The organism is Streptomyces sp. NPDC048600 (assembly GCF_055587025.1).
Genome location: NZ_JBVJGZ010000017.1, coordinates 63891 through 84055 on the forward strand (window position 1 = coordinate 63891; position 20165 = coordinate 84055).

Sequence of the window (20165 nt, forward strand, 5' to 3'; positions counted from 1 at the left end):
CCGCACCACGGATGGCGGGAGGCCCTTCAGGACGACCGTGAGGTCAGGAGGCCTTGGCCTTCTCCTCGGTCTTCGGAGCGACGGCGGCCGGGGCCGGAGCCGGCTTGGCGGCCTCGTAGAACTCCTCGCGGGGAGTCTCCAGGGCGCCGAGGGAGACGACCTCGCGCTTGAGGAACATGGCGAGCGTCCAGTCCGCGAAGACCCGGATCTTGCGGTTGAAGGTCGGCATGGCCATACCGTGGTAACCGCGGTGCATGTACCAGGCGAGACGGCCCTTGAGCTTGATCTTCATCTTGCCCATGACGATCATCGCGACGCCCTTGTGCAGGCCGAGACCGGCGACCGCACCCTTGTTCGCGTGCTCGTAGTCCTTCTGCGGGAAGCCCCGCATACCGGAGATCACGTTGTCGCCGAGGACCTTGGCCTGGCGCAGCGCGTGCTGGGCGTTCGGCGGGCACCAGGCGTTCTCGTTGCCGGCCTTGCGGCCGACGAGGTCCGGGACCTGGGCGTTGTCGCCGGCGGCCCAGATGTAATCGGTGCCCTGGACCTGGAGGGTCGTCCCGGTGTCGACGTGGCCGCGGGGGCCGAGCGGCAGACCGAAGCGGGCGAGGGCCGGGTTGGGCTTGACGCCGGCGGTCCACACGATGGTGTTGGAGTCGACCTCCAGCCCGTTCTTCAGCACCACGTGGCCGTCGACGCAGGAGTCCATCGAGGTGGAGAGGTAGATCTCCACACCGCGGCTCTCCAGGTGCTCCTTGCCGTACTGGCCGAGCTTGGGACCGACCTCGGGAAGGATCTTGTCGGCGGCGTCGACGAGGATGAAGCGCATGTCCTCGCGGGAGACGCTGGTGTAGTACTTGGCCGCGTCGCGGGCCATGTCCTCGACCTCACCGATGGTCTCCGCGCCGGCGAAGCCGCCGCCGACGAAGACGAAGGTGAGCGCCTTGCGGCGGATCTCCTCGTCGGTGGTGGAGTCGGCCTTGTCGAGCTGCTCCAGCACGTGGTTGCGCAGGCCGATGGCCTCCTCGATGCCCTTCATACCGATGCCCTGCTCGGCGAGGCCGGGGATCGGGAAGGTGCGGGAGACCGCGCCGAGGGCGATCACCAGGTAGTCGAAGGGCAGCTCGTACGCCTCGCCGACCAGCGGGGCGATCGAGGCGACCTTGCGGTCCTGGTCGATGCTGGTGACCCGGCCGGTGAGGACCTCCGCCTTGGGCAGCACGCGTCGCAGCGGGACGACGACGTGGCGCGGGGAGATGCTGCCGGCGGCGGTTTCGGGGAGGAAGGGCTGGTAGGTCATGTACGACCGGGGGTCGACGACCGTGACGGTCGCCTCTCCGTAGCGCATCTTCTTCAGGATGCGCCGAGCGGCGTACAGGCCTACGTACCCACCGCCTACTACGAGGATCCTGGGACGCTCCGTGGTGCTCATGCCATCGAGTATCCACCCGCCCCTGGACCGTCGCTCGTGCGCCCCTTCACAAGCTTCTCCGGGGGTTGTGTTACACTCCGCGACCCACGTGACCCAGGCCACGTTGCGGACGGGGAACGATGATCCGCTACGACCCGTTGTCAATGCCGCGTGAGCTGGCTCTCCGGGCTTCGGGAAGCGTGGTGAGGCCCCCGTGACGACCCGGTGACCATCACCCCCGAACACGACCCCGTCTCGCATTCGAAGGCCCTCCGGCCCCCCGGAACGGCCTATCGGAGGCCCTTCGGGGGCCCTCGGAGTCGAATTCCTTGTGAAGAACTTCACGAACTTTTCCGCGGAGGTGGCCCGAAGGGCCCCTTGAAGGGGCCCCGGACGCGCTCATACGGTACGCGGAATGCTCAGCCGATTACTACCGATCGGTAAGAAACGCCCTGGTGAGCGCCGTTTTCAGGCCACCGACCAGGCGATGCCGTCGAGGATGTCGTGCTCGCTGACCACGACCTCCGCGGCACCGATCCGCTCCATGACCGACAGCAGCACCAGCGCGCCCGCCGCGATCACGTCGACCCGGCCCGGGTGCAGCGACGGGATCGCCGCCCGCTCGGCGTGCGTGGAGCCCAGCAGCCGCCCGGTGATCTCGCGCACGGTGTCGTAGGAGACCCGGGAGTGGTGGATGGCCGCCGAGTCGTACTCGGGCAGCCGCTGGGCGATGGCCGACACGGTCGTCACCGACCCGGCCAGGCCCACCAGCGTGTGCGCCTCGCGCAGCGGGACGGTCTCCTCCGCCAGGTCGAGCGCGGCCTCGATGTCGGCCCGCATGGCGGTGATCTGCGCCTCGGCGGGCGGGTCGGTGACCTGGCCCTCGTGCGCCAGATGACGCTCGGTCATCCGCACACAGCCGATGTCCACCGAGCGCGCCGCGCGCACATGCTCCTCGCCCACGACGAACTCGGTCGAACCGCCACCGATGTCCACCACCAGGAACGGCCGGCGCAGGTCGGCGCGCCCGGTCAGCTCCCTGGTCGCCCCGGTGAAGGAGAACTCCGCCTCCTGGTCACCGGTGATGACCTCGGGCTCCACGCCGAGGATGTCCAGGACCCCGCGCACGAAGTCGTCGCGGTTCTCCGCGTCCCGGGAGGCGGAGGTCGCCACGAACCGGAGCCGCTCGGCCCCGTGCTCCTTGATCACGGCCGCGTACTCGCGGCAGGCGGCGAAGGTTCGCTCCAGCGCCTCGGGCGCCAGTCGCCCGGTGCGGTCGACGCCCTGGCCGAGCCGCACGATCGTCATCCGGCGGTCCAGGTCGACCAGTTCCCCGGTCGCCGGGTCCGCGTCGGCGACCAGCAGGCGGATGGAGTTAGTACCGCAGTCGATGGCGGCGACACGGGTCATTTGCCGTCCTCCTCGTCCAGGGCCCGCGCGGTGAAGTGGCCGTCCGCCGTCACGTCCGTCGGCGCGCCCTCGCCGCACGGCGGGCCGGGCAGCGTCACACAGGCGCCCTTGCTCCACCACTCCGGCAGCAGCGCGAGGGCCTCGTCGCCGAGCGGGTTCACCCCGGGGCCGGCCGCCAGCGAGTGCGCGACCAGGACGTGCAGGCACTTGACCCGGTCCGGCATGCCGCCCGCGCTGGGGAAGTTCTTCAGCTCCTCGATCTCGTCGCGGCGCCGGATGTAGTCCTCGTGCGCGGCACGGTAGGACGCGGCCAGCTCCTCGTCGGTCCGGAGCCGCTCGGTCATCTCCTTCATCAGACCGCTCGCCTCCAGCGTGCCGATGGCCGAGTTGGCCTTGGGGCACGTCAGGTAGTAGAGCGTCGGGAAGGGCGTGCCGTCGGGCAGCCGCGGGGCGGTCTCCACGACGTCCGGCTGACCGCACGGGCACCGGTGGGCGATGGCGCGCAGCCCGCGCGGCGGCCGTCCGAGCTGCTGCTTGAAGGCCTCGACGTCCGCGTCGGTGGGCTCGGTGCGGGGGGTGGTCGGCGGGGGCGTTTCCATCAGGCCTGAAGGTGTCTTTCTACTATCGGTTCATCGGTCCTGGCGCCGGACCGTCATCGGTTCGACGGCCGGGGCGGGGACTGTCATCGGTTCGACCGTCCGAGGCGGGGGACCGTCATCGGGTTCAACGGTCCGAGGCGTCGGACTTGTCGACGCCGTCCCAGACGTTGGAGTACCAGGGGCGGTCGGCCGCCCCCGTGTCGGCGCGGGACTGCCTGGCCGCGTCCGGGTCGACCACGATGTATCCGGTCTCCCCGGGCATCACGTAGTGCAGCCGCTGCCGGATCTGCTGCTCGGCGTACGCGTCGTCCTGCCAGCGCGCCTTGAGGTCGCGCAGCTGCTCGACCCGCTCCTGGGCCTGCTGCCGCTGCCGCTCCATGTCGGCGATCTCGGCGCGCTGGGCGACGTACTGCCGCATCGGATAGGCGAGCGCCACCACCAGGGTGCAGACGACCAGGGCGAGCAGCGCGGCCCGGCCGGTGAGCCGGGAGCGGCGGGCCTGGCGCCGGGTCTGGGAGCGGTAGACACGGGCCGCGGTCTGCTCGCCGAGCAGCCGCAGCCGGGTCGCGGTGGAGAACCGGTCCCGGTCCTTCACGGCCATGTTTGCCCGCCTCCCGTTCACGCGCGTACGTCCCCGCACACGGTACGGGACCGAGTACGGGGACGTACGTACGACGCCTCATACGAGGCGGTGGCTCAGCCGTGCGTCGAGCCTGCCGGCCCGGGCGGGCCTCAGCCCTTGAAGCGCGGGAAGGCGCTGCGGCCGGCGTACACCGCGGCGTCGTCGAGGATCTCCTCGATGCGCAGCAGCTGGTTGTACTTGGCGACGCGGTCCGAGCGGGCCGGGGCGCCGGTCTTGATCTGACCGCAGTTCACGGCGACGGCGAGGTCGGCGATGGTGACGTCCTCGGTCTCGCCGGAGCGGTGGGACATCATGCACTTGAAGCCGTTGCGCTGGGCCATCTCGACGGCGTCCAGGGTCTCGGTCAGCGAGCCGATCTGGTTCACCTTGACGAGCAGGGCGTTGGCGGTGCCCTCCTCGATGCCGCGGGCGAGACGCTCGGGGTTGGTGACGAAGAGGTCGTCGCCGACGATCTGGACCTTGTCGCCCAGCTTGTCGGTGATGATCTTCCAGCCGGCCCAGTCGTCCTCGAACAGCGGGTCCTCGATGGAGACGAGCGGGTACGCCTCGACGAGCTCGGCGTAGTACTCGGTCATCTCGGCGGCGGAGCGCTCCTTGCCCTCGAAGGTGTAGACGCCGTCCTTGTAGAACTCGGACGCGGCCACGTCGAGGGCGAGGGCGATCTGCTCGCCGGGGGTGTAACCGGCCTCCTTGATGGCCTCGAGGATGAGGTCCAGGGCGGCGCGGTTGGACTCCAGGTTCGGGGCGAAGCCGCCCTCGTCGCCGAGGCCGGTGGACAGGCCCTTGGTCTTCAGCACCTTCTTGAGGGTGTGGTAGACCTCGGCGCCCCAGCGCAGGGCCTCGGAGAAGGACTCCGCGCCGATGGGGGCGATCATGAACTCCTGGATGTCCACGTTGGAGTCGGCGTGCGAGCCGCCGTTCAGGATGTTCATCATCGGAACGGGCAGCAGGTGCGCGTTCGGGCCGCCCAGGTAGCGGAAGAGCGGCAGGTCGCTGGCCTCGGAGGCGGCGTGGGCGACGGCGAGGGAGACGCCGAGGATGGCGTTGGCGCCGAGCGAGCCCTTGTTGTCGGTGGCGTCCAGGTCGAACATCGCCTGGTCGATCAGGCGCTGCTCGGTGGCGTCGTAGCCGACGAGCTCCGGGCCGATCTGCTCGATCACGGCGAGGACGGCCTTCTCGACACCCTTGCCGAGGTAGCGGTTGGGGTCGCCGTCACGGAGCTCGATGGCCTCGAAGGCACCGGTGGAGGCACCGGACGGAACGGCGGCACGACCCGTGCTGCCGTCGTCGAGGCCGACCTCGACCTCGACCGTGGGGTTGCCTCGGGAGTCCAGGATTTCCCGGGCTACGACGACGTCGATGGACGGCACGAGCATCTCCTTCATGGATGTGACGCGATGGGCAGGCCGCGGGTGTGGCTCTGCGAGACGAGCCTAACCGGCTCCGGCCGATCGGCCAGCCGATGGCTCATCACGTGGACGGAACCGAGAGTAAATTGTTTCCGAACGGAACAAAAGCTTTCCCGGATACGTCTCCGAACTTGGCGGAAACGGGGCCGGAGGCGGGGGTGGGCGACCGAGGGGTGGCTCGGGGGCCGTCGCCGGTGGCGGCGGAGCGGCTCGGTGGGGTGGGTCTGCGGGGTGGGCCTGCGGGGTGGGCCTGTGGGGTGGGCCTGTGCGGGCGAGGTGTCGCGGGTGGCGCCGAGCGGCTCGGGGCGGGCGCGCCGCGGGCGGGACAGGCGTCCGGACATGACTCCGCCCCGGCGCGTACGGGGGAAGACGCGCCGGGGCGGAGATATGGGGGACGGGGGCGGCACCGTCAGGCCGGGAGGCCTGTGGGGACGGGCGACCCCGCGGGCCGGGACGGCCGGTGGGGGGAGACGGGGCGGAGGTGACCCAACGGACCCGGGGGTCCGTGGGGGCGGGGTGACCTCGTGACGCCGAGGACGTCCCGGGGGCCCGGGGGCTTGAGCGGCCCTGGGACCCGGGGCCTGAGCGGCCCTGGGGATGGGAGCGGCCCTGGGGGATCGAGAGCGGTCCGGGGCGGTCCGGGCCGTCCGGTGGGGGCCGGGACAGTCCGGGGGCCGGGTGCGGCCGGGGCCCGGTGGGGGCCGGGCCGCGGCGGCCGCGCGGCGGACTACTTCAGGTGCAGCTGCTGACCCGGGTAGATGAAGTCCGCGTCGTCGACGATGTCCTGGTTCAGCTTGAACAGCTTCTGCCAGCCACCCTTGACCTTGTGCTTCTCGGCGATCGCGCTGAGGCTGTCGCCCTTGACGACCTTGTACTCGCCGTCACCCTTCTTGACCTTCTTGCCGGTCGGGGTGGTGACGGTCTTCTTCGCGGCCGACTTCTTGACGGCGGGGCGCTCCTGCGAACGGGAGGCGCTCTGCTGCTCGGTCGAGCGGGTGTCGGTGCTGGTGCTCGGCTGCGACTCCGGCTGCGCGGGGGCGGCCGGGGCGGCGGAGCCACCGTCGTACGCGGCGCTCGACAGGCCGACGCCGCAGACCGGCCAGGCACCCTTGCCCTGGCCCGCGAGGACCTTCTCGGCGATCTGGATCTGCTGGGACTTGCTCGCCTGGTCGGCGGTGGCGGCGTACTGCGTGCCGCCGTAGGCGGCCCAGGTGGAGGCCGAGAACTGGAGACCGCCGTAGTAGCCGTTGCCGGTGTTGATGGACCAGTTGCCACCGGACTCGCACTGGGCGACGGCGTCCCACTCGGAGGACGTGGCGGCGGAGGCGCCGCCGGCCGCGATCAGCGGGGCGGCGACCGCGGCGCCGGTCACACCGGCGATGGCGATGGCGCGAGTGGCCTTGGACGGACGACGGTGCTTGCCCTTGCCGGAAAACAGCATGGAGGATCCCCTCACCGACGCCTGCGAGGTGAGCTGTCGGGTTCGGGCCGGTTGAGTTGCCCGGCCGCGCACTCCTCGGTGCGCGGCTTCACCCCAAGCCGGTTCCGGCGTCGAGTCACCTCAACTGCCGGGCCCGGCACTTACCTTGGGTCCCCCGCTCCTGCCTACGGCGCTTACGCGACGACTGTTCCCGGATGGCGCCGCTGGCAGGATTCGGCGTTGCGGCGACCGGGGCTCACGTTGGCGAGCGGTCACGACCGTAGACACGCGATCGGCGGAATTTCAAAGACGATCAGGGCGTCTGAGACTCATCCCACACTTTCACCAAAACGGACATTAGCCATCGAACCGTGACGTGAACTCCCGCTACTTTTCGCCCGGTTCGACACCTACCGCAAGCTTCTGACCGGGCACGATGAGGTTCGGATCGACACCGATCGTCTCGCGGTTACCGGCGTACAGCTCCGACCATCCGCCCTGGAGCTCAAGGGAGTCGGCGATGCCCCAGAGACTGTCGCCCTCCCGGACGGTGTACTCGCCGTCGGCGGCGTCACGCGCGGCAGCGCCGCTGCGCGAGGCGTGACGGCCCGCCGTGTCGCCGTTGCGGCCGTCCTCGGCGGCCACCTCGCCGTCGGCACCCGCACCCTCCTCGGCGCTCGCGCCCCGATGCCGACCGGTACCGTCCCCGGCCGAACTGTCCGAAGAGGCACCGTTCTCGCCGGACTTGTCCGAATCCTCGGAGTCACCCGCCCCGGAGCCGTCGGCCTCCCGGGACGGACTCGACGACGCGGAGCCGGTTCCGTCGGCCTCGGAGTCGGAGTCCGAAGTGGCGGAACTGTCCGACTTGGTCGAGTTGCTCGAATTGCCCGAACCGGTCTCCGAGGAGCCGGAGTCACCGTCCGAGTCGTCGCCCGAGCCCGAACCCGACGAACCCGACGAATCGGAAGTGTCGGTCAATCCCGAAAGTCCCGAACCATCCCCGTCGACGCCGGTGTCGGCGTCCGCCTGGCCCGAGTCGGCCGTGAGCCCCACGAGCGGACCGCACGTCGGCCACGCCGCGACACCCTGGTCCGCGAGAACGCGCTCGGCGACGGCTATCTGCTGACGCCGGCTCGCCTGGTCGGGACCCGGGGCGTACTCCAGCCCGCCGTAGCTGTCCCAGTCGAGCTGGCTCAGCCTCAGCCCGCCGTACTGTCCGTACCCGTCGTTCGCGCTCCACGCCCCTCCCGTCTCGCACTCCGCGACCCGGTCCCAGGTGGAAGCGTCCGCCGCGCTCGCGCCGGAGGCGCCCAGCAGCGGGATGGCGATGGCAGAGCCGGTCACTCCTGCCGCGACGACAAGAGCCGGAGCCTGACGGGGGCGACGGTGACGACCGTTCCCGGAGAGCATGCGGAGACCTTTCGGGCGACAGCAACGACCTGCACGGCGGGTACTGCGAGGCGCCGCGCTGATGGGTGAACGTATAGGCAGACGATCACTTGTCACAAGTTCATGCCGCGCAGATCACGTGAAGATCACAGTGTTGATGGTGTGTCACATTTGCCCGCGTCAGTTCCGTACGGCGGACGGCACGGTCGGGTTGCCCCGGTCTATAGGGATTGGCGCACCTGGTCGGCCGGTTCCGGCGGGTCCACGGGCGTGAACTCGACCGGCAGTGTGCGCAGGCCCCGCATGATGAGGCCGCCGCGCCAGCGCAACTCCTCCGGATCCGCGGCCAGTCGCAGGTCCGGCAGCCGGGTGAGCAGGGTGGCCAGCGCGGTCTGCCCCTCCAGCCGGGCGAGCGGGGCGCCGAGGCAGTAGTGGATGCCGTGCCCGTATCCCAGGTGCTGGTTGTCGCGGCGCGCGAGGTCCAGCAGATCCGGGTCGGTGAACCGCTCCGGGTCGCGGTCCGCCGCCGCCAGCACCACCAGCACCGGGTCGCCGGCCGCGATGTCCTGCCCGCCGATCGTCAGCGGCCGGGTGGCGAACCGCCAGGTCGCCAGCTCCACCGGGCCGTCGTAGCGCAGCAGTTCCTCCACTCCGGTCGCGAGCAGCCCGCTCTCCCCCGCAGCGAGGGACCGCTGCAGCCGCTCCCGCTCACCGGGGTGGGTGAGCAGCGCGTACGTCCCGTTCCCGATGAGGTTGACCGTGGTCTCGAACCCGGCGAACAGGAGGATGAACGCCATCGCCGCCGCCTCGTTCTCGGTGAGGTGCTCACCGTGGTCGGAGGCGCGGATGAGGCCGGAGATGAGGTCCTCCCCCGCCTCCGCGGTCTCCGGCAGCGCCTCCCGCTTGCGGTGGATGAGCTCGGCGAGATAACCGCGCATCTTCTTCACCGACCGTGCGACCCCGCCGCGCGGCCCGCCGCCGTGGCGGATCATCATGCCCGCCCAGTCCCGGAAGTCGTCCTGGTCCTCGCGCGGAACGCCCAGCATGTCGCAAATGGCGTAGATGGGCAGGGGGAAGGCGAACTCGTGGATGAGGTCGGCCGAGCCGCGCGCCGCGAACCGGTCGATCAGCTGGTCGGTCAGTTCCTGCACCCGCGGCGCGAACTCCGCGACCCGGCGTGGTGTGAACGCCTTGCTCACCAGCCGCCGGAGCCTGGTGTGGTCCGGCGGGTCGATGTTGAGCAGATGCGTCATCAGCTCGGCCTTGCGCTCGCCGGGGATGCCGGTCTTCCCCTTGGCGTGCGCCGGTTCGTCGTGATGCTCCGGGTTCTTCGACAGCCGCGCGTCCGCCAGCGCCTGCTTGGCATCGGCGTACCGCGTGACCAGCCAGGCCTCCACCCCGCTGGGCAGCCGCGTGCGGTGCACGGGCGCGTGCTCGCGGAGCCAGGCGTAGGCGGGGTAGGGGTTGGCCGCGAACTCCCAGCTGAAGAGTTCGGGGGCGGCGGGGGCCGTGCCGTCGGGGGTGGGGCCGGTGGGTGTGGGGCCGGTGGGGTGGGGCTGGTTGGTCACCGACCGACGGTATCGGGTCGGTCCTCCCCCTCGGACCGGCCCACCCGTCGGGTCGTCAGCCATCCCCACGACGCCCGGCCTCCCGTCAGGTAGTCAGCCCTCCCCCTCGAGCCCGTCCTCCCCTTCGGCCGGTGCGCCGGCCGCCTCCGCCTCGCGTATCGCGTCGCGGTAGGCACGGGCCGCCGCTCTCAGGGCCGCCTCCGGGTCGACTCCCTCGGACTCGGCGCGCACAGCGAGAGCCAGCAGCTCGTAACCGATGGCGTCGGTGCCGGGCAGGGGGACGTCCAGTCCGGCGGTGCGGGCCCGGGAGGACAGCTTCGCGGCGAGTGCAAGGCCCGGCTGGTGAAGCGGGATGCCCTCGGTCACGGAGGTGCGGCGCTTCTCGACGGCCTTGGTGCGCAGCCAGTGCTCCTTGACCTCCTCGGGCGTGCTGGCCGTCTCGTCGCCGAAGACGTGCGGGTGGCGGTGGATGAGCTTGGCGACGATGCCGCCGGCCACGTCGTCGATGGAGAACGGGGCCTCGGGGTGCTCCTCCGCGATCCGTGCGTGGAAGACGACCTGGAGCAGGACGTCGCCGAGCTCCTCGCGCAGTTCGTCGCGGTCGCCCTCCTCGATCGCCTCGACCAGTTCGTACGCCTCTTCTATGCCGTACTTCGTCAGGCCCTCGTGGGTCTGCCGGGACGACCAGGGGCACTCGGCGCGGATGCGGTCCATGACCTGCACGAGGTCGAGGAGCCGTGCGCCGGGCAGGTCGTAGGAGGCGGGGAGCAGTTCCAGCTCGGGCATCCGCACCCGGCCGGAGCCGGCGAGGCGGGCGAGGCCGTCGGTGAGGGCCGGTTCGCCCTCGCCGGTCGCCACGACCACCACGGTGTGCCCGCCGACGCACGCGTCCACCAGTTCCTCGGCGGTCGGGGACGCCTCGGCCACGGCTATCCCCGCCTCGCGCAGATACGGCAGCTGCGGATGGGCGCCGTCCGCGCACAGCACCTCGTCGGCGGAGTGCAGGGCCTGCCATGCGGGCCAGGACAGCAGGCCGGGGGCGACACGGTGGCTGGTGGTGAGCAGGACGATGCGGCCGGGGGTGTCGTCGGGCTTCGGGGACTCCTCGGACTCCTGCGGCTCCCGGGGGTCCGGGGTGGCTTCGATGCTGGTTGCGTTCACGATCCGAACGTAACTCAAGCCGTCGGGACGGTGTCGGGCGTTGTCCACAGGGTGGGGGTGATCATCACATCATCCGCCTGCCCGTGCGGATCGGTGATCGCGCCGGGGGTGGGCCCGAGGCCCGGCGGACGGGCAGGCGGCGGGCCCCACGCTCCGGCCCGCCACCACCGACACCCACCGGCATCGACCTCGACACCCACGCCTACACCGGCACCGTCACGCGGGCTGCTGGGCCCCGGTCGTGACGTCCCGCACCCACGGCGTCTTCGCGTCGACGCGGCCCACCTTCTGGGTGTCCCAGGTGCCGTAGCGCGGGTTCAGGTCGATGTCGAGTTCCTCGGAGGCCTCGGAGAGGGCCTTCCAGAAGGCGGGCTGGCTGGTGTCCGTACCGAGCTTCTCGGCGAGCTTCTGGGCCTCCAGCTGGAGCCGGAGGTTCTCGTCGAGGCGCTCCGGTGCGACGGAGTACTGCTGGAGCCAGGCCGTCCGCAGGGCGTCGGCGCCACCGGCCTGCTGCTCGAGGCCGGCCCGCATCTGCTGGACCTCCTTGCGGCTGATGGTGATGCCCGCGTCCTCGGCGGCGCGGTGCAGGACCTGGTCGAGGACCATGCCGTGGAGGGTGTCGCGGGTGAGCGTGCCGGTCCTGGCGACGACCTGGGCGTACTGCGCGTCGTCCGGCACCGCCGCGCGCTGGGCGTCACGGACCTCCTCGACCCGGTTCTCCAGCTGCGAGACGGTGATCCGCTGGCCTCCGACGACGGCGGCCGCGCCGGGGTGCGCATCGTTTCCGCAGGCGGTGAGCAGAGGAGCCGCGGCGGCGATCGCTGCGGTGAGGACGAGCGCGGTGCGACGGCGGCGGTGCAAGGGAACCTCCCGAGGAGATTGTGCGACGGTGCACAAAGTCTTGCGATGATCGATGGTAGGCAGCGGCACAGCTCTGGCCAACCCATTCGACCAACGATTCACCGGGACTTCGGGCACCGTCCCGCACGCGCGCGTGCGGGACGCGAGTGTTCCGAGGGACGCGAGGTGCGCCTCCGGTGCCCGTCCCGGCCTCCGGAGGGTGCGCGTCAGCCGCGCACCTGCCCCAGCCACTGGAGGGTGCGGCGGACGTCCGCGGCCAGCGGATGCCCGGGCCCGCGCAGCCGCTCCACGTCGTGCAGCAGCCGTACGAGGGTGTCGTGCGCGGCGCCCCGGTCGCCGAGGGCGAGCAGCAGATGGCCGATGCGGCGGCGGACGTCGTGGGCGAGCTCGGGGTCGCCGGAGACGTACTGGTTCTCGTAGTACGGCAGCAGCTCGCGGTAGGCGGCGAGCGCGGCGGCCGGTTCGCCGAGCTGTTCCAGGCACTGGGCGGCGTCGTAGCGGTAGCGCAGGGACTGCGGGTCGGCCTGGCCGGCCTCGGCGGCGCGTTCGTCGGCGAGCCGGCGCAGCTCGGGCAGGGCGCGCCGGTACTGGCCGTCGTCCATCAGCGTGGCGGCGTACTGCTTGCGCAGGGTGCGGACGACCGGGGAGTGCTCGCCGTGCTGCTCGGCGGCGGCCGGCAGGATCGCGCCGAGGATGTCGACGGCCTGGGTGATGCGTCCCTCGCCGAGCAGCCGCTTGACCTCGTCGACCGCGCGGGCGACGTCGGGCCGCTCCTCGACGGACGCGACCGGGGCGGGCTGGGGCGCGGGCGTGCGCGCACGGTCCGGCCAGGGGGCGTGCGGGCGCAGGAAGGGGCGCGTGGGGTCGAGGGGCGCGCCCGTGGGCATGCCGCGCGGGGGCAGCAGCGAGGAGAGCTCCTCGTACACCTCCTGCGCGGAGCCGGGGCGGTGCTGCGGGTCCTTCGCGAGCAGGCGCAGGACGAGGGACTCCAGCGCCTCCGGCACCTCCGGGCGCAGCCGCCGCACCGGCAGCGGGGGCTCGTAGAGGTGGCGGTGCAGCACGCCGAGCGCGGTGGAGCCGGCGAACGGAACGTTCCCGCTGAGCAGTTCGTGCATCAGCACACCGAGCGCGTACAGGTCCGTGTACGGGCCGACCGCTCCGCCCATCGCCTGTTCCGGCGCCATGTAGGCGGGCGATCCGATGGGCGAGCCGGTGTGCGTCAGGCGCGTGGTGTCGGTGTCCATGACGGAGGCGACGCCGAGGTCGAGGACGGTGACCGTGCCGTCCTGCTTCACCATCACGTTGCGCGGCTTGAGGTCGCGGTGGACGATCGGCACGGCGTGCACGGCGCTCAGTACGGCGCACAACTGCGCGGCGACCGCCACCGCCCACTGCCACGGATACGGGTCGTGCTCGGCGAGATGGTCGGAGAGGTCGGCCCCGTCGACGTACTGCATGACGAGGAACAGCTCCTCGCCCTCGCTGCCCGCGTCGTGCACCGTCACCAGGCCGGGGTGGTCGACCTGGGCGGTCACCCGGCACTCGCGCACGAAACGGCGGCGCAGCTCGTCGGCCTCCTGGCCGGCCACCTTGTCGGGGCGCAGCAGCTTCACCGCCACGCGCCGGTCGAGCCTCTGGTCGTACGCCGTCCACACCTGGCCCATGCCGCCCTGCCCGATGAGCGTGGCCAGCTGATAGCGGTCGGCGACGACTCGCCCTGCCGTGACGTTCACCTTCCGCCCTCGGGCCGGCCGTCCTGGCCGTCGTGGTTGCGCAGGTAGTTGCTGAGCTCGTCGAGCTCGGCGCGCACCTGGTCGATACGGGCCGGGCCGGGGCGCTGGGCCGGCGGGGTGTGCGCCGGGGGCGCGGGGGCAGCGGGCATCGGGGGCGGGGTGTGCGGGCCGCCGGGGGTGTTCGGGACCGGGCCCTGGTTCGGTACCGGCGTGTGCTGCGGGCCCGGCATCCTCGGAGCGACGGGCGGGTGCTGCACGGTGGTGGCCGTACCCGGGGCGTAACCCGTCGGCGCGGGCGGGTAGCCGTACGACGGCTGGGTGCCGTACGTGCCGTAACGCAGCTGGTGGAAGTGGCGTACGTCCGCGGCGAGGTAGTACGCGATCACCACCACGAGCGTGCCCAGCAGCAGGGCGAGTCCGGTCCAGCCGCCGGCCGTGTGGATCTCCTCGCCGGGCTCCGTGCCGAGCAGCACGACCGCCAGGACGTCGACGGCCAGCACGGCCACGAACAGGCCCCAGTCCAGCGACTTGCGCGTGACGATCGCCAGCCGCAGCAGCATCGTCCACGTGAGGAACCCGAGACTGAGGACCGAGATCGCCACGAACAGCACGCGCAGAAAGACCAGCCACCCGGTCGGGGGCGGCTGCCTCGACGGCTGCGTGTAGCCGTGGCCATGCATGACAGCTCCTTGCCTGTGCCCTGGGACGGGCCTACGGAAAGCGGCCGGCGTCGGGCAACGCCGGTCCGGTGATTGTCGCTTCGAGCGTATAGGCCGACAAGGACAACCGGTCCCGGGTTGTACCGAACCGTTGTCGTGCTGATCACGTCGTACGGCGGCGGGGTGCGGCGGGTGGTGCGCGCGGGGGCCGCCGGGGGCCGGGTGGCGGGGCCGGTCGCGGGCGTACCGAGCCCGCCGGGACGCGGCCGCCTCAGTCCGGTGTCACCGAACCGTCCGTCAGGCCGTCGTACATCCCGCGCACGAGCTGTTCCCCGAGTCGGCCGGCGAGCCGCAGCGCCCGTTCGAACTCGTCCAGGGCGCGGAACCGCGCGCCGTAACGCCGCTGTTCGTCCAGCTGGAGCCGGGGCAGCTGCAGCCGCCGTACGTCGAGCCGGGTGGCGGTGGAGGCGTAGCTGCTGGCCTGGCGGTTGTTGGCGGTGCCGCGGAGGAAGCCGGCCAGGAACCAGGGGTCCAGTGCCGTGGGGTCGGGACGCAGCAGGGCGAGGTTGCGCCCGAGGGCGGCGCCCGCGGTCGCCTCGTCGACGACGCGCGCCACCGAGCCGCCCCCGAGCACCGGCACGACCACGTCACCGGGCTCGGTCAGCACGGCCTCCTCGTCGCTCTCGGGCAGCGTGCCGGAGGGCGCGGTTCCGGCCAGCACGTCGTGGTCGGTGAGGACGGGCACGCGCGCGTGGCCGCCGTTTCCGCCCGTGCGCAGGGCGACGGCGCCGCCGCGCGCGAGTTCGCCGACGGTCGTCAGCGGCCAGCGCGCGGACTGCGCGGCACCCGACGCCGCGGGGGTGAGGTCGGCCGTCAGGCGCAGGGTCTCGTCCAGGCGCTCGCGCACGGCGGTGAGCTGCTCGGCGCCGTCGGCCGCAGCCGGGGGCGGGAGGTGGCGGGCGGGGGCCAGGTCGACGTCGTCGTCGAGGAGTTCGATGACGGGCACCGAACGGGCCACGCCGGGCCGGCCCTCGACGGTGCCGTCGCGGTCGAAGGCGCGCCAGGCGCCCAGCACGGCCTCCTGCACCGCGCGCCAGTCGGGGCCGCCCCGTCCCTCGCCGGCGAACTGTCCGGCGTCCGCGAGCAGCACCTCGGGCTGCGCGGGCGTGCGGCCGGGCCGGTGCAGCACCCACAGGTGCAGGGGGATGTTGTAGGGCGGCGCGGCGCCGACGGGCAGGGCGAGGACCGCGCGCAGCGCGCCGCGCCGCAGCAGGTCGGCCCGGATCCGGCGGCCAGAACGGCGGGAGGCGGCGGCGGGCGGCATCAGCAGCACGGCGGTGCCGCCCTCGCGCAGCCGGGCGAGGGCGTGCTGGACCCAGGCCAGCTCGGACTCGGTGCGGGCGGGGAAGCCGTACTCCCAGCGCGGGTCGTAGGCGAGTTCGTCGTGGCCCCAGTTGCGTTCGTTGAACGGCGGGTGGCACACGACGGCGTCGGCGCGCAGCCCGGCGAAGGCGTCGGCGCGCAGGGTGTCGCCCGTGGCGCCGCGCACGGCGGCGTGGGTGTGCAGGGCGAGCCGCAGGGCGGTGAGCGCCGCCAGTTCGGGTGCGCTGTCCTGGGCGTACAGCTCCTGGTCCGGGCGGTCCGCCACGGCGCGCAGCAGGGCGCCGGTGCCGCAGGCCGGGTCGAGGACGGAGCGGGCGGGGCCGGCCAGCTCGGCCATGAGGCGGGCGAGTTCGGCGGGGGTGAGGGTGTACTGGCGCGGATTGGCGTCGAGGTGGCGGCCGAGCAGGAACTCGAAGGTCTGCCGGGCGCCCAGTTCGGCGGCCAGTTCGGCCGCACCACGCAGGAGAGGGGTGGAAGGGAGGATCTCGGGGCCGGTGGGGATGTGAACGGCGCCTGCGGTGTTGACGGGTCGACCACTGTTCACAGGCCGTGAGCTGTTCACGCCGACTGCCGGGGCGTCGTTGCCGCCCGATGCGGCCGTTCCCCCGGTGTGAACACCCGTCGCGCTCCCTCGGGAGGGTGAGGTGTTCACAGCGGCGTCGCCTGCCGCTCCTCCGGGCGTGCCGCCGGGCGGGTTCGCAGCCGCGCCACCAGCACCGCCACCGGCACCGCCGCCACCAGCGCTGCCGCCTCCCGCGTTGCCCGCTCCCGCCCCGAACCGCGCCACCAGGACCTGCCGCAGCGCCTCCGGCAGCATCGCCGCCAGGCGTTCGTCGGAGCCGGCGCTCACCTCAAGCCAGACGGTGGGCCGGTCGTGGATGAGGAGCAGGACGCAGCCGGCGTGCGCGAGTGCGGCGACCGGGCCCTCGGGGTGGCCGGCGAGCTGCTGCCAGACGCGTTCCCGCAGGGGCACTTCGGCGAGTTTGCCCTGGCGGCGCAGCCAGCCCTCGACCTCGGCGAGGGCGAAGGACGGGCTGGTCTCGGTGCCGCCGACGGGCTTGGGGAAGTCGGCGTGACGGCGGCGCCAGTTGCTCACGGCCGCGCGGCCGACACCGGCGAGCCGTGCGATTCCGGCGGCGGTCACCTCGGTCGCGTTGTCCTGCACCGGCATGCGCTCTCCTCGTCCCGTGTGTGGCGTCGAGCATACCGACGTGGGCAAGACCCCCCGATTCACGAGCCATACGCAAGAGTGCTGCATTCACGCACGTGTACACACTCAACACTGTGAACCGTGTTGACTCGGTTCACAGTGCATGCTCTTATTGACCCAGCGAACGAGCGGCTGCCGATCAGAGGCAGTCACCGCTACGGGGAGGGGAACTGCCATGGGCATGAAGGGCAAGATCGCGCTGGGTGCGGTGGTCGGTGTCGTCGTCATCGGCGCGGTCTCGGCGAACGCCGGTGACAACGGGGGCGGCACCGGCGGCTCGTCCACCAAGGGCGACGACAAGGGCACCTCCGTCTCCGCCGGCGAGAAGCCGGGCGGCGCCGGGGCCGCCGAGCAGAAGAAGCCCTCCCTCGACGGCGACGGCGAGTACCAGGTCGGCGGCGACATCAAGCCCGGCACCTACCGCAGCACCGGCAACACCGACGCCATGTGCTACTGGGAGCGCGCCAAGGACGCCTCCGGCGAGGTGGACTCCCTGCTGGCGAACGACAACGTCAGCGGCACCAGCTATGTCACCGTCAAGCCGACCGACAAGCTGTTCACGTCCAGCGACTGCGGCGACTGGGAGGCCGTCGACCCGAACGCCAAGGGCGGCAGGGCGGCGACCTCGATGGCCGGCGACGGCGGCATGTTCAAGGTCGGCGTCGACATCGCTCCGGGCACCTACAAGTCCACCGGCAACACGGACGACATGTGCTACTGGGAGCGCACCAAGGACGCCGAGCACTCCATCGACTCGATCCTCGCGAACGACAACGTCTCCGGCAGCGCCGTCGTGACGATCAGCGCCTCGGACGCCTACTTCAAGACCTCCGGCTGCCAGGACTGGAAGAAGGCCTGACCCGGCCGGGCGGGTCCGGGAGCGACCCCGACCCGCCCGGCCGGGCCGTGAACACGGCCCTCACCCAGGGCACGGCGCGACCGCGCGCCACCCCGCAAGCCCACCCCCCACCCTCGCTCCGCCCCCTCCCCACACCCGCTCCACCACCCCCGAGGAACAGCCATGCGCCGCACCACACTCACCGCTCTCTGCCTCGCCGCGACGACCGCCGTCGTCCTGACCGGCTGTGCCGGCGACGACACCGACCAGGCCGGCAGGTCGGACAAGGCCGGCCGGTCGGACAAGGCCGCCGCGTCGTCCGCCACGGCCGCGCCCCGCGCGAAGGAGCCTTTCCCCGGGCTCTCCGCGGGCGAGATCGTGGACAAGGCCTTCGAGGCGACCACTGCCGCCCGGTCGGTGCGGGTGAAGGGCGACATGCAGGACGACACCACCGGCGGCCCGCTCACCATCGACCTCGCCCTGGACAAGAAGGGCGACTGCGTCGGCTCGCTCAGCGCCGACGGCGGGAAGACCGACCTGATCAAGACCGGCGGCACGGTCTACATGCGCTACGACGAGGCGTTCCTGCGCGCCCAGATGAAGGGCGAGCCGGCGGAGGACGTCGAGGCGGCCGTGGACATGCTCGCCGGGACCTGGACGACGACGGCCGAGGACTCCGAGGCCTCGGAGATCGGCGACCTCTGCGACCTCGACGCCCTGCTGGGCGACGACACCGGCACGGCCGGCGGGACCTCCTCCGCCACCCGGGGCGCCACCACCACCGTCGGCGGCAGCCCGGCCCTGACCCTCCAGGAGAAGGACGGCAAGGAGACCGCCACCCTCTACGTCGCCACCGAGGGCACGCCGTACGTCCTGCGGATCGACAACCGGTCCGCCGACGACTCCGGCAGCCTCCTCTTCAGCGACTACGACGAGCCGGTCGCGGCCGAGAAGCCCGCGGGCGAGATCCTCGACCTCGACAACCTGGGCTGAGGCCCGGCGCCGGGGTCAGAACACCCGCCGCATCCGGACGTTCGGCTCGGCGTACACCGCGTGCCCGTGCATCGGCGAGCAGCGCACCGGGGGCCGGCGCGCCCGGCACCCGGACCTCGCCCCTCCATGTCGACCTACCGGGTCCACGGGTTCAGGCCCGGCACTGCTCGAGCATCATGGTCCTGTCGGCCGCCGTCACCGCGAGGTCGTACTTGAGGGCCACCTGCGCGAAGCGGACGGCGTAGGAGCAGCGGATCGCCTTGTTCGGGGGCAGCCAGGACGCCGGGCCCGAGTCGCCCTTGGCGGAGTTCGTGCGCCCCGAGACCGGGAGCAGGTTCAGGGCGTCGTTGGCCAACTGCTCCCGCTTGCCCTCGTCCCAGCGGGCCGCGCCCATCTGCCAGGCGTACGAAAGCGGCACGACGTGGTCTATCTGCACCTCGGTGGCCCTCGCCTTCTTCCAGGCGATGTCCTTGCCGGTGTAGGGGTCGTACAGGTCCATCGAGACGACCACGCAGTCGGAGCCGGACCGGAACCGGACGTTGCGACCGTGGAGTTGCAGCAGGTCGTTGCGGGTGTCACAGCCGTTCCTCGCCAGTGGCACCCCTTCCGCGGTGTCCATCCAGGCGTAGCCGAACCTGTCGCGCTCGTATCCCGTCCTCGGTCCCCGCCCCTTGGTGTTCAGCTCCTCGATGAGCTCGCGGGCGGCGGCCTTGTCCTGCCCGGTGGTCACGGGCGCGAGTCCGGCCTTCGTGCCGTCCGGGTTCCTGAGCGGGGTGACGGCCCGTCCGTCCGGCGCTGCCGGTCCGGATCCGGCGGAGGACCCGCCCTCTCCGAGGCCCTCGCACCCCGAGACGAGCAGCACGGCGGCCGTCGCCACCACCGCCGCACCGACGACACCACCCCTTGGACGTGTCACTCCGCGCCCTCCCCTGGAACACCCTTGCCTGCACGCCACGGTAGCGGGCGAGAGGTCCAGACCAGATGCGGCCTAAGTGCACATACCAGGCAAGTCGGGCGTATCGTCGGTTCTGAGTCAACCTCGGAAGGAGCTCTGGATGGGCATCTTCGACAGGTTCAAGCACCACAAGGCGGCCCAGGACAAGGCCCAGGACATGTCCGACATGGCCGAGCGCAAGGCCAACGAGAGGACGGGCGACAAGTACGAGAGCCAGGTCGACTCCGCTCAGCAGCAGATGGAGCAGAGGCTCGGCATGGACCGCGACAACCCGCCCGACCAGCGGCAGCAGCCGTAGGGGCAGAGCCCGGCCGAGCCGCACGGATCACGTCCGGCGGCGCCCGGACGGCCCGGCCCCCGGCCGCCACGCCGCCCCTCGCGCCCCCGGCGCACACCAGGGCCTGGCAGACAGACCCCCGGGCCTGCCGACAGGCCCTCCGCCTTGCCGGTTCCCGACGTCGTCCCCGACGGCAGCAGCCCGGACGACAGCACCGCGGCCCACGGGTCGCCGAGGAGTCCGGCG

17 protein-coding genes and 1 riboswitch are annotated in these 20165 nt (G+C 72.1%); of the genes, 3 read left to right on the plus strand and 14 right to left on the minus strand.

From position 1 onward, the window contains the following. Positions 1-43 precede the first annotated feature (43 nt). The 13 genes from ACZ6SQ_RS22915 to ACZ6SQ_RS22975 all read right to left on the minus strand — a co-directional run bounded on the left by ACZ6SQ_RS22915 (position 44) and on the right by ACZ6SQ_RS22975 (position 16811). Positions 44-1432, minus strand: coding sequence for an NAD(P)/FAD-dependent oxidoreductase (locus tag ACZ6SQ_RS22915; protein WP_469564966.1), 1389 nt, complete (start codon positions 1430-1432; stop codon positions 44-46). A gap of 447 nt (positions 1433-1879) precedes the next feature. After that, positions 1880-2821 (minus strand): Ppx/GppA phosphatase family protein, encoded by a 942-nt coding sequence (locus ACZ6SQ_RS22920; RefSeq protein WP_389331059.1) that lies wholly within the window; start codon positions 2819-2821, stop codon positions 1880-1882. Next, positions 2818-3420 carry a DUF501 domain-containing protein gene (locus tag ACZ6SQ_RS22925; protein ID WP_469564969.1) on the minus strand — a complete coding sequence of 201 codons (603 nt, stop codon included), beginning with the start codon at positions 3418-3420 and terminating at the stop codon, positions 2818-2820. The genes ACZ6SQ_RS22920 and ACZ6SQ_RS22925 overlap by 4 nt, the downstream gene beginning before the upstream one ends. Before the next feature lie 124 nt (positions 3421-3544). Further along, positions 3545-4021, minus strand: a complete 477-nt coding sequence (locus ACZ6SQ_RS22930) for an FtsB family cell division protein (RefSeq protein WP_389331065.1) — start codon at positions 4019-4021, stop codon at positions 3545-3547. A 131-nt stretch (positions 4022-4152) separates the two neighbouring features. Next, positions 4153-5439, minus strand: a complete 1287-nt coding sequence (eno, locus tag ACZ6SQ_RS22935; RefSeq protein WP_386379163.1) for a phosphopyruvate hydratase — start codon at positions 5437-5439, stop codon at positions 4153-4155. A gap of 760 nt (positions 5440-6199) precedes the next feature. Next, the gene (locus ACZ6SQ_RS22940) at positions 6200-6913 is read right to left on the minus strand and encodes a transglycosylase family protein (protein WP_469564971.1); all 714 of its coding nucleotides are present in this window, start codon (positions 6911-6913) and stop codon (positions 6200-6202) included. 3 nt (positions 6914-6916) lie between these two features. Continuing rightward, a riboswitch (cyclic di-AMP (ydaO/yuaA leader) is annotated at positions 6917-7095 on the minus strand. 184 nt (positions 7096-7279) lie between these two features. Beyond that, positions 7280-8302: a LysM peptidoglycan-binding domain-containing protein gene (locus tag ACZ6SQ_RS22945; RefSeq protein WP_469564973.1), complete on the minus strand. Its 1023-nt coding sequence runs from the start codon at positions 8300-8302 to the stop codon at positions 7280-7282. A gap of 200 nt (positions 8303-8502) precedes the next feature. Further along, on the minus strand, positions 8503-9849 hold the full coding sequence (locus tag ACZ6SQ_RS22950) for a cytochrome P450 family protein (protein ID WP_469564975.1): 1347 nt from the start codon (positions 9847-9849) through the stop codon (positions 8503-8505). A gap of 93 nt (positions 9850-9942) precedes the next feature. Beyond that, positions 9943-11010 (minus strand): nucleoside triphosphate pyrophosphohydrolase, encoded by a 1068-nt coding sequence (locus tag ACZ6SQ_RS22955; protein WP_469564977.1) that lies wholly within the window; start codon positions 11008-11010, stop codon positions 9943-9945. 216 nt (positions 11011-11226) lie between these two features. Beyond that, positions 11227-11871 carry a SurA N-terminal domain-containing protein gene (locus ACZ6SQ_RS22960; protein ID WP_469564978.1) on the minus strand — a complete coding sequence of 215 codons (645 nt, stop codon included), beginning with the start codon at positions 11869-11871 and terminating at the stop codon, positions 11227-11229. Positions 11872-12077: 206 nt separating this feature from the next. Continuing rightward, the gene (locus tag ACZ6SQ_RS22965; RefSeq protein WP_469565163.1) at positions 12078-13562 is read right to left on the minus strand and encodes a protein kinase domain-containing protein; all 1485 of its coding nucleotides are present in this window, start codon (positions 13560-13562) and stop codon (positions 12078-12080) included. Positions 13563-13600: 38 nt separating this feature from the next. Next, a complete protein-coding gene (locus tag ACZ6SQ_RS22970; protein WP_469564980.1) occupies positions 13601-14284 on the minus strand; it encodes a hypothetical protein in 684 nt (227 codons plus the stop codon). 250 nt (positions 14285-14534) lie between these two features. Next, positions 14535-16811: an HsdM family class I SAM-dependent methyltransferase gene (locus ACZ6SQ_RS22975; RefSeq protein ID WP_469565165.1), complete on the minus strand. Its 2277-nt coding sequence runs from the start codon at positions 16809-16811 to the stop codon at positions 14535-14537. Positions 16812-17031: 220 nt separating this feature from the next. Between ACZ6SQ_RS22975 and ACZ6SQ_RS22980 the strand changes: the two genes are divergently transcribed. Then, positions 17032-17715 (plus strand): hypothetical protein, encoded by a 684-nt coding sequence (locus tag ACZ6SQ_RS22980; protein ID WP_469564982.1) that lies wholly within the window; start codon positions 17032-17034, stop codon positions 17713-17715. Between the two features lie 162 nt (positions 17716-17877). Further along, positions 17878-18687 (plus strand): hypothetical protein, encoded by an 810-nt coding sequence (locus ACZ6SQ_RS22985; protein ID WP_469564984.1) that lies wholly within the window; start codon positions 17878-17880, stop codon positions 18685-18687. A 151-nt stretch (positions 18688-18838) separates the two neighbouring features. Here the strand turns inward: ACZ6SQ_RS22985 and ACZ6SQ_RS22990 are convergent, their stop codons facing one another. Next, the gene (locus ACZ6SQ_RS22990; protein WP_469564986.1) at positions 18839-19603 is read right to left on the minus strand and encodes an HNH endonuclease family protein; all 765 of its coding nucleotides are present in this window, start codon (positions 19601-19603) and stop codon (positions 18839-18841) included. A 139-nt stretch (positions 19604-19742) separates the two neighbouring features. On the opposite strand from ACZ6SQ_RS22990, the gene ACZ6SQ_RS22995 reads away from it, so the two are divergent. Further along, a complete protein-coding gene (locus ACZ6SQ_RS22995) occupies positions 19743-19940 on the plus strand; it encodes an antitoxin (protein WP_469564989.1) in 198 nt (65 codons plus the stop codon). Positions 19941-20165 lie beyond the last annotated feature (225 nt).

What these genes read in the sequence shown, in the direction of transcription:
- ACZ6SQ_RS22915 (WP_469564966.1), bottom strand. Translation starts at nt 1,432, where the DNA reads ATGAGCACCACGGAGCGTCCCAGGATCCTCGTAGTAGGCGGTGGGTAC.
- ACZ6SQ_RS22920 (WP_389331059.1), bottom strand. Translation starts at nt 2,821, where the DNA reads ATGACCCGTGTCGCCGCCATCGACTGCGGTACTAACTCCATCCGCCTG.
- ACZ6SQ_RS22925 (WP_469564969.1), bottom strand. Translation starts at nt 3,420, where the DNA reads ATGGAAACGCCCCCGCCGACCACCCCCCGCACCGAGCCCACCGACGCG.
- ACZ6SQ_RS22930 (WP_389331065.1), bottom strand. Translation starts at nt 4,021, where the DNA reads ATGGCCGTGAAGGACCGGGACCGGTTCTCCACCGCGACCCGGCTGCGG.
- eno (WP_386379163.1), bottom strand. Translation starts at nt 5,439, where the DNA reads ATGCTCGTGCCGTCCATCGACGTCGTCGTAGCCCGGGAAATCCTGGAC.
- ACZ6SQ_RS22940 (WP_469564971.1), bottom strand. Translation starts at nt 6,913, where the DNA reads ATGCTGTTTTCCGGCAAGGGCAAGCACCGTCGTCCGTCCAAGGCCACT.
- ACZ6SQ_RS22945 (WP_469564973.1), bottom strand. Translation starts at nt 8,302, where the DNA reads ATGCTCTCCGGGAACGGTCGTCACCGTCGCCCCCGTCAGGCTCCGGCT.
- ACZ6SQ_RS22970 (WP_469564980.1), bottom strand. Translation starts at nt 14,284, where the DNA reads ATGCATGGCCACGGCTACACGCAGCCGTCGAGGCAGCCGCCCCCGACC.
- ACZ6SQ_RS22980 (WP_469564982.1), top strand. Translation starts at nt 17,032, where the DNA reads ATGGGCATGAAGGGCAAGATCGCGCTGGGTGCGGTGGTCGGTGTCGTC.
- ACZ6SQ_RS22985 (WP_469564984.1), top strand. Translation starts at nt 17,878, where the DNA reads ATGCGCCGCACCACACTCACCGCTCTCTGCCTCGCCGCGACGACCGCC.
- ACZ6SQ_RS22995 (WP_469564989.1), top strand. Translation starts at nt 19,743, where the DNA reads ATGGGCATCTTCGACAGGTTCAAGCACCACAAGGCGGCCCAGGACAAG.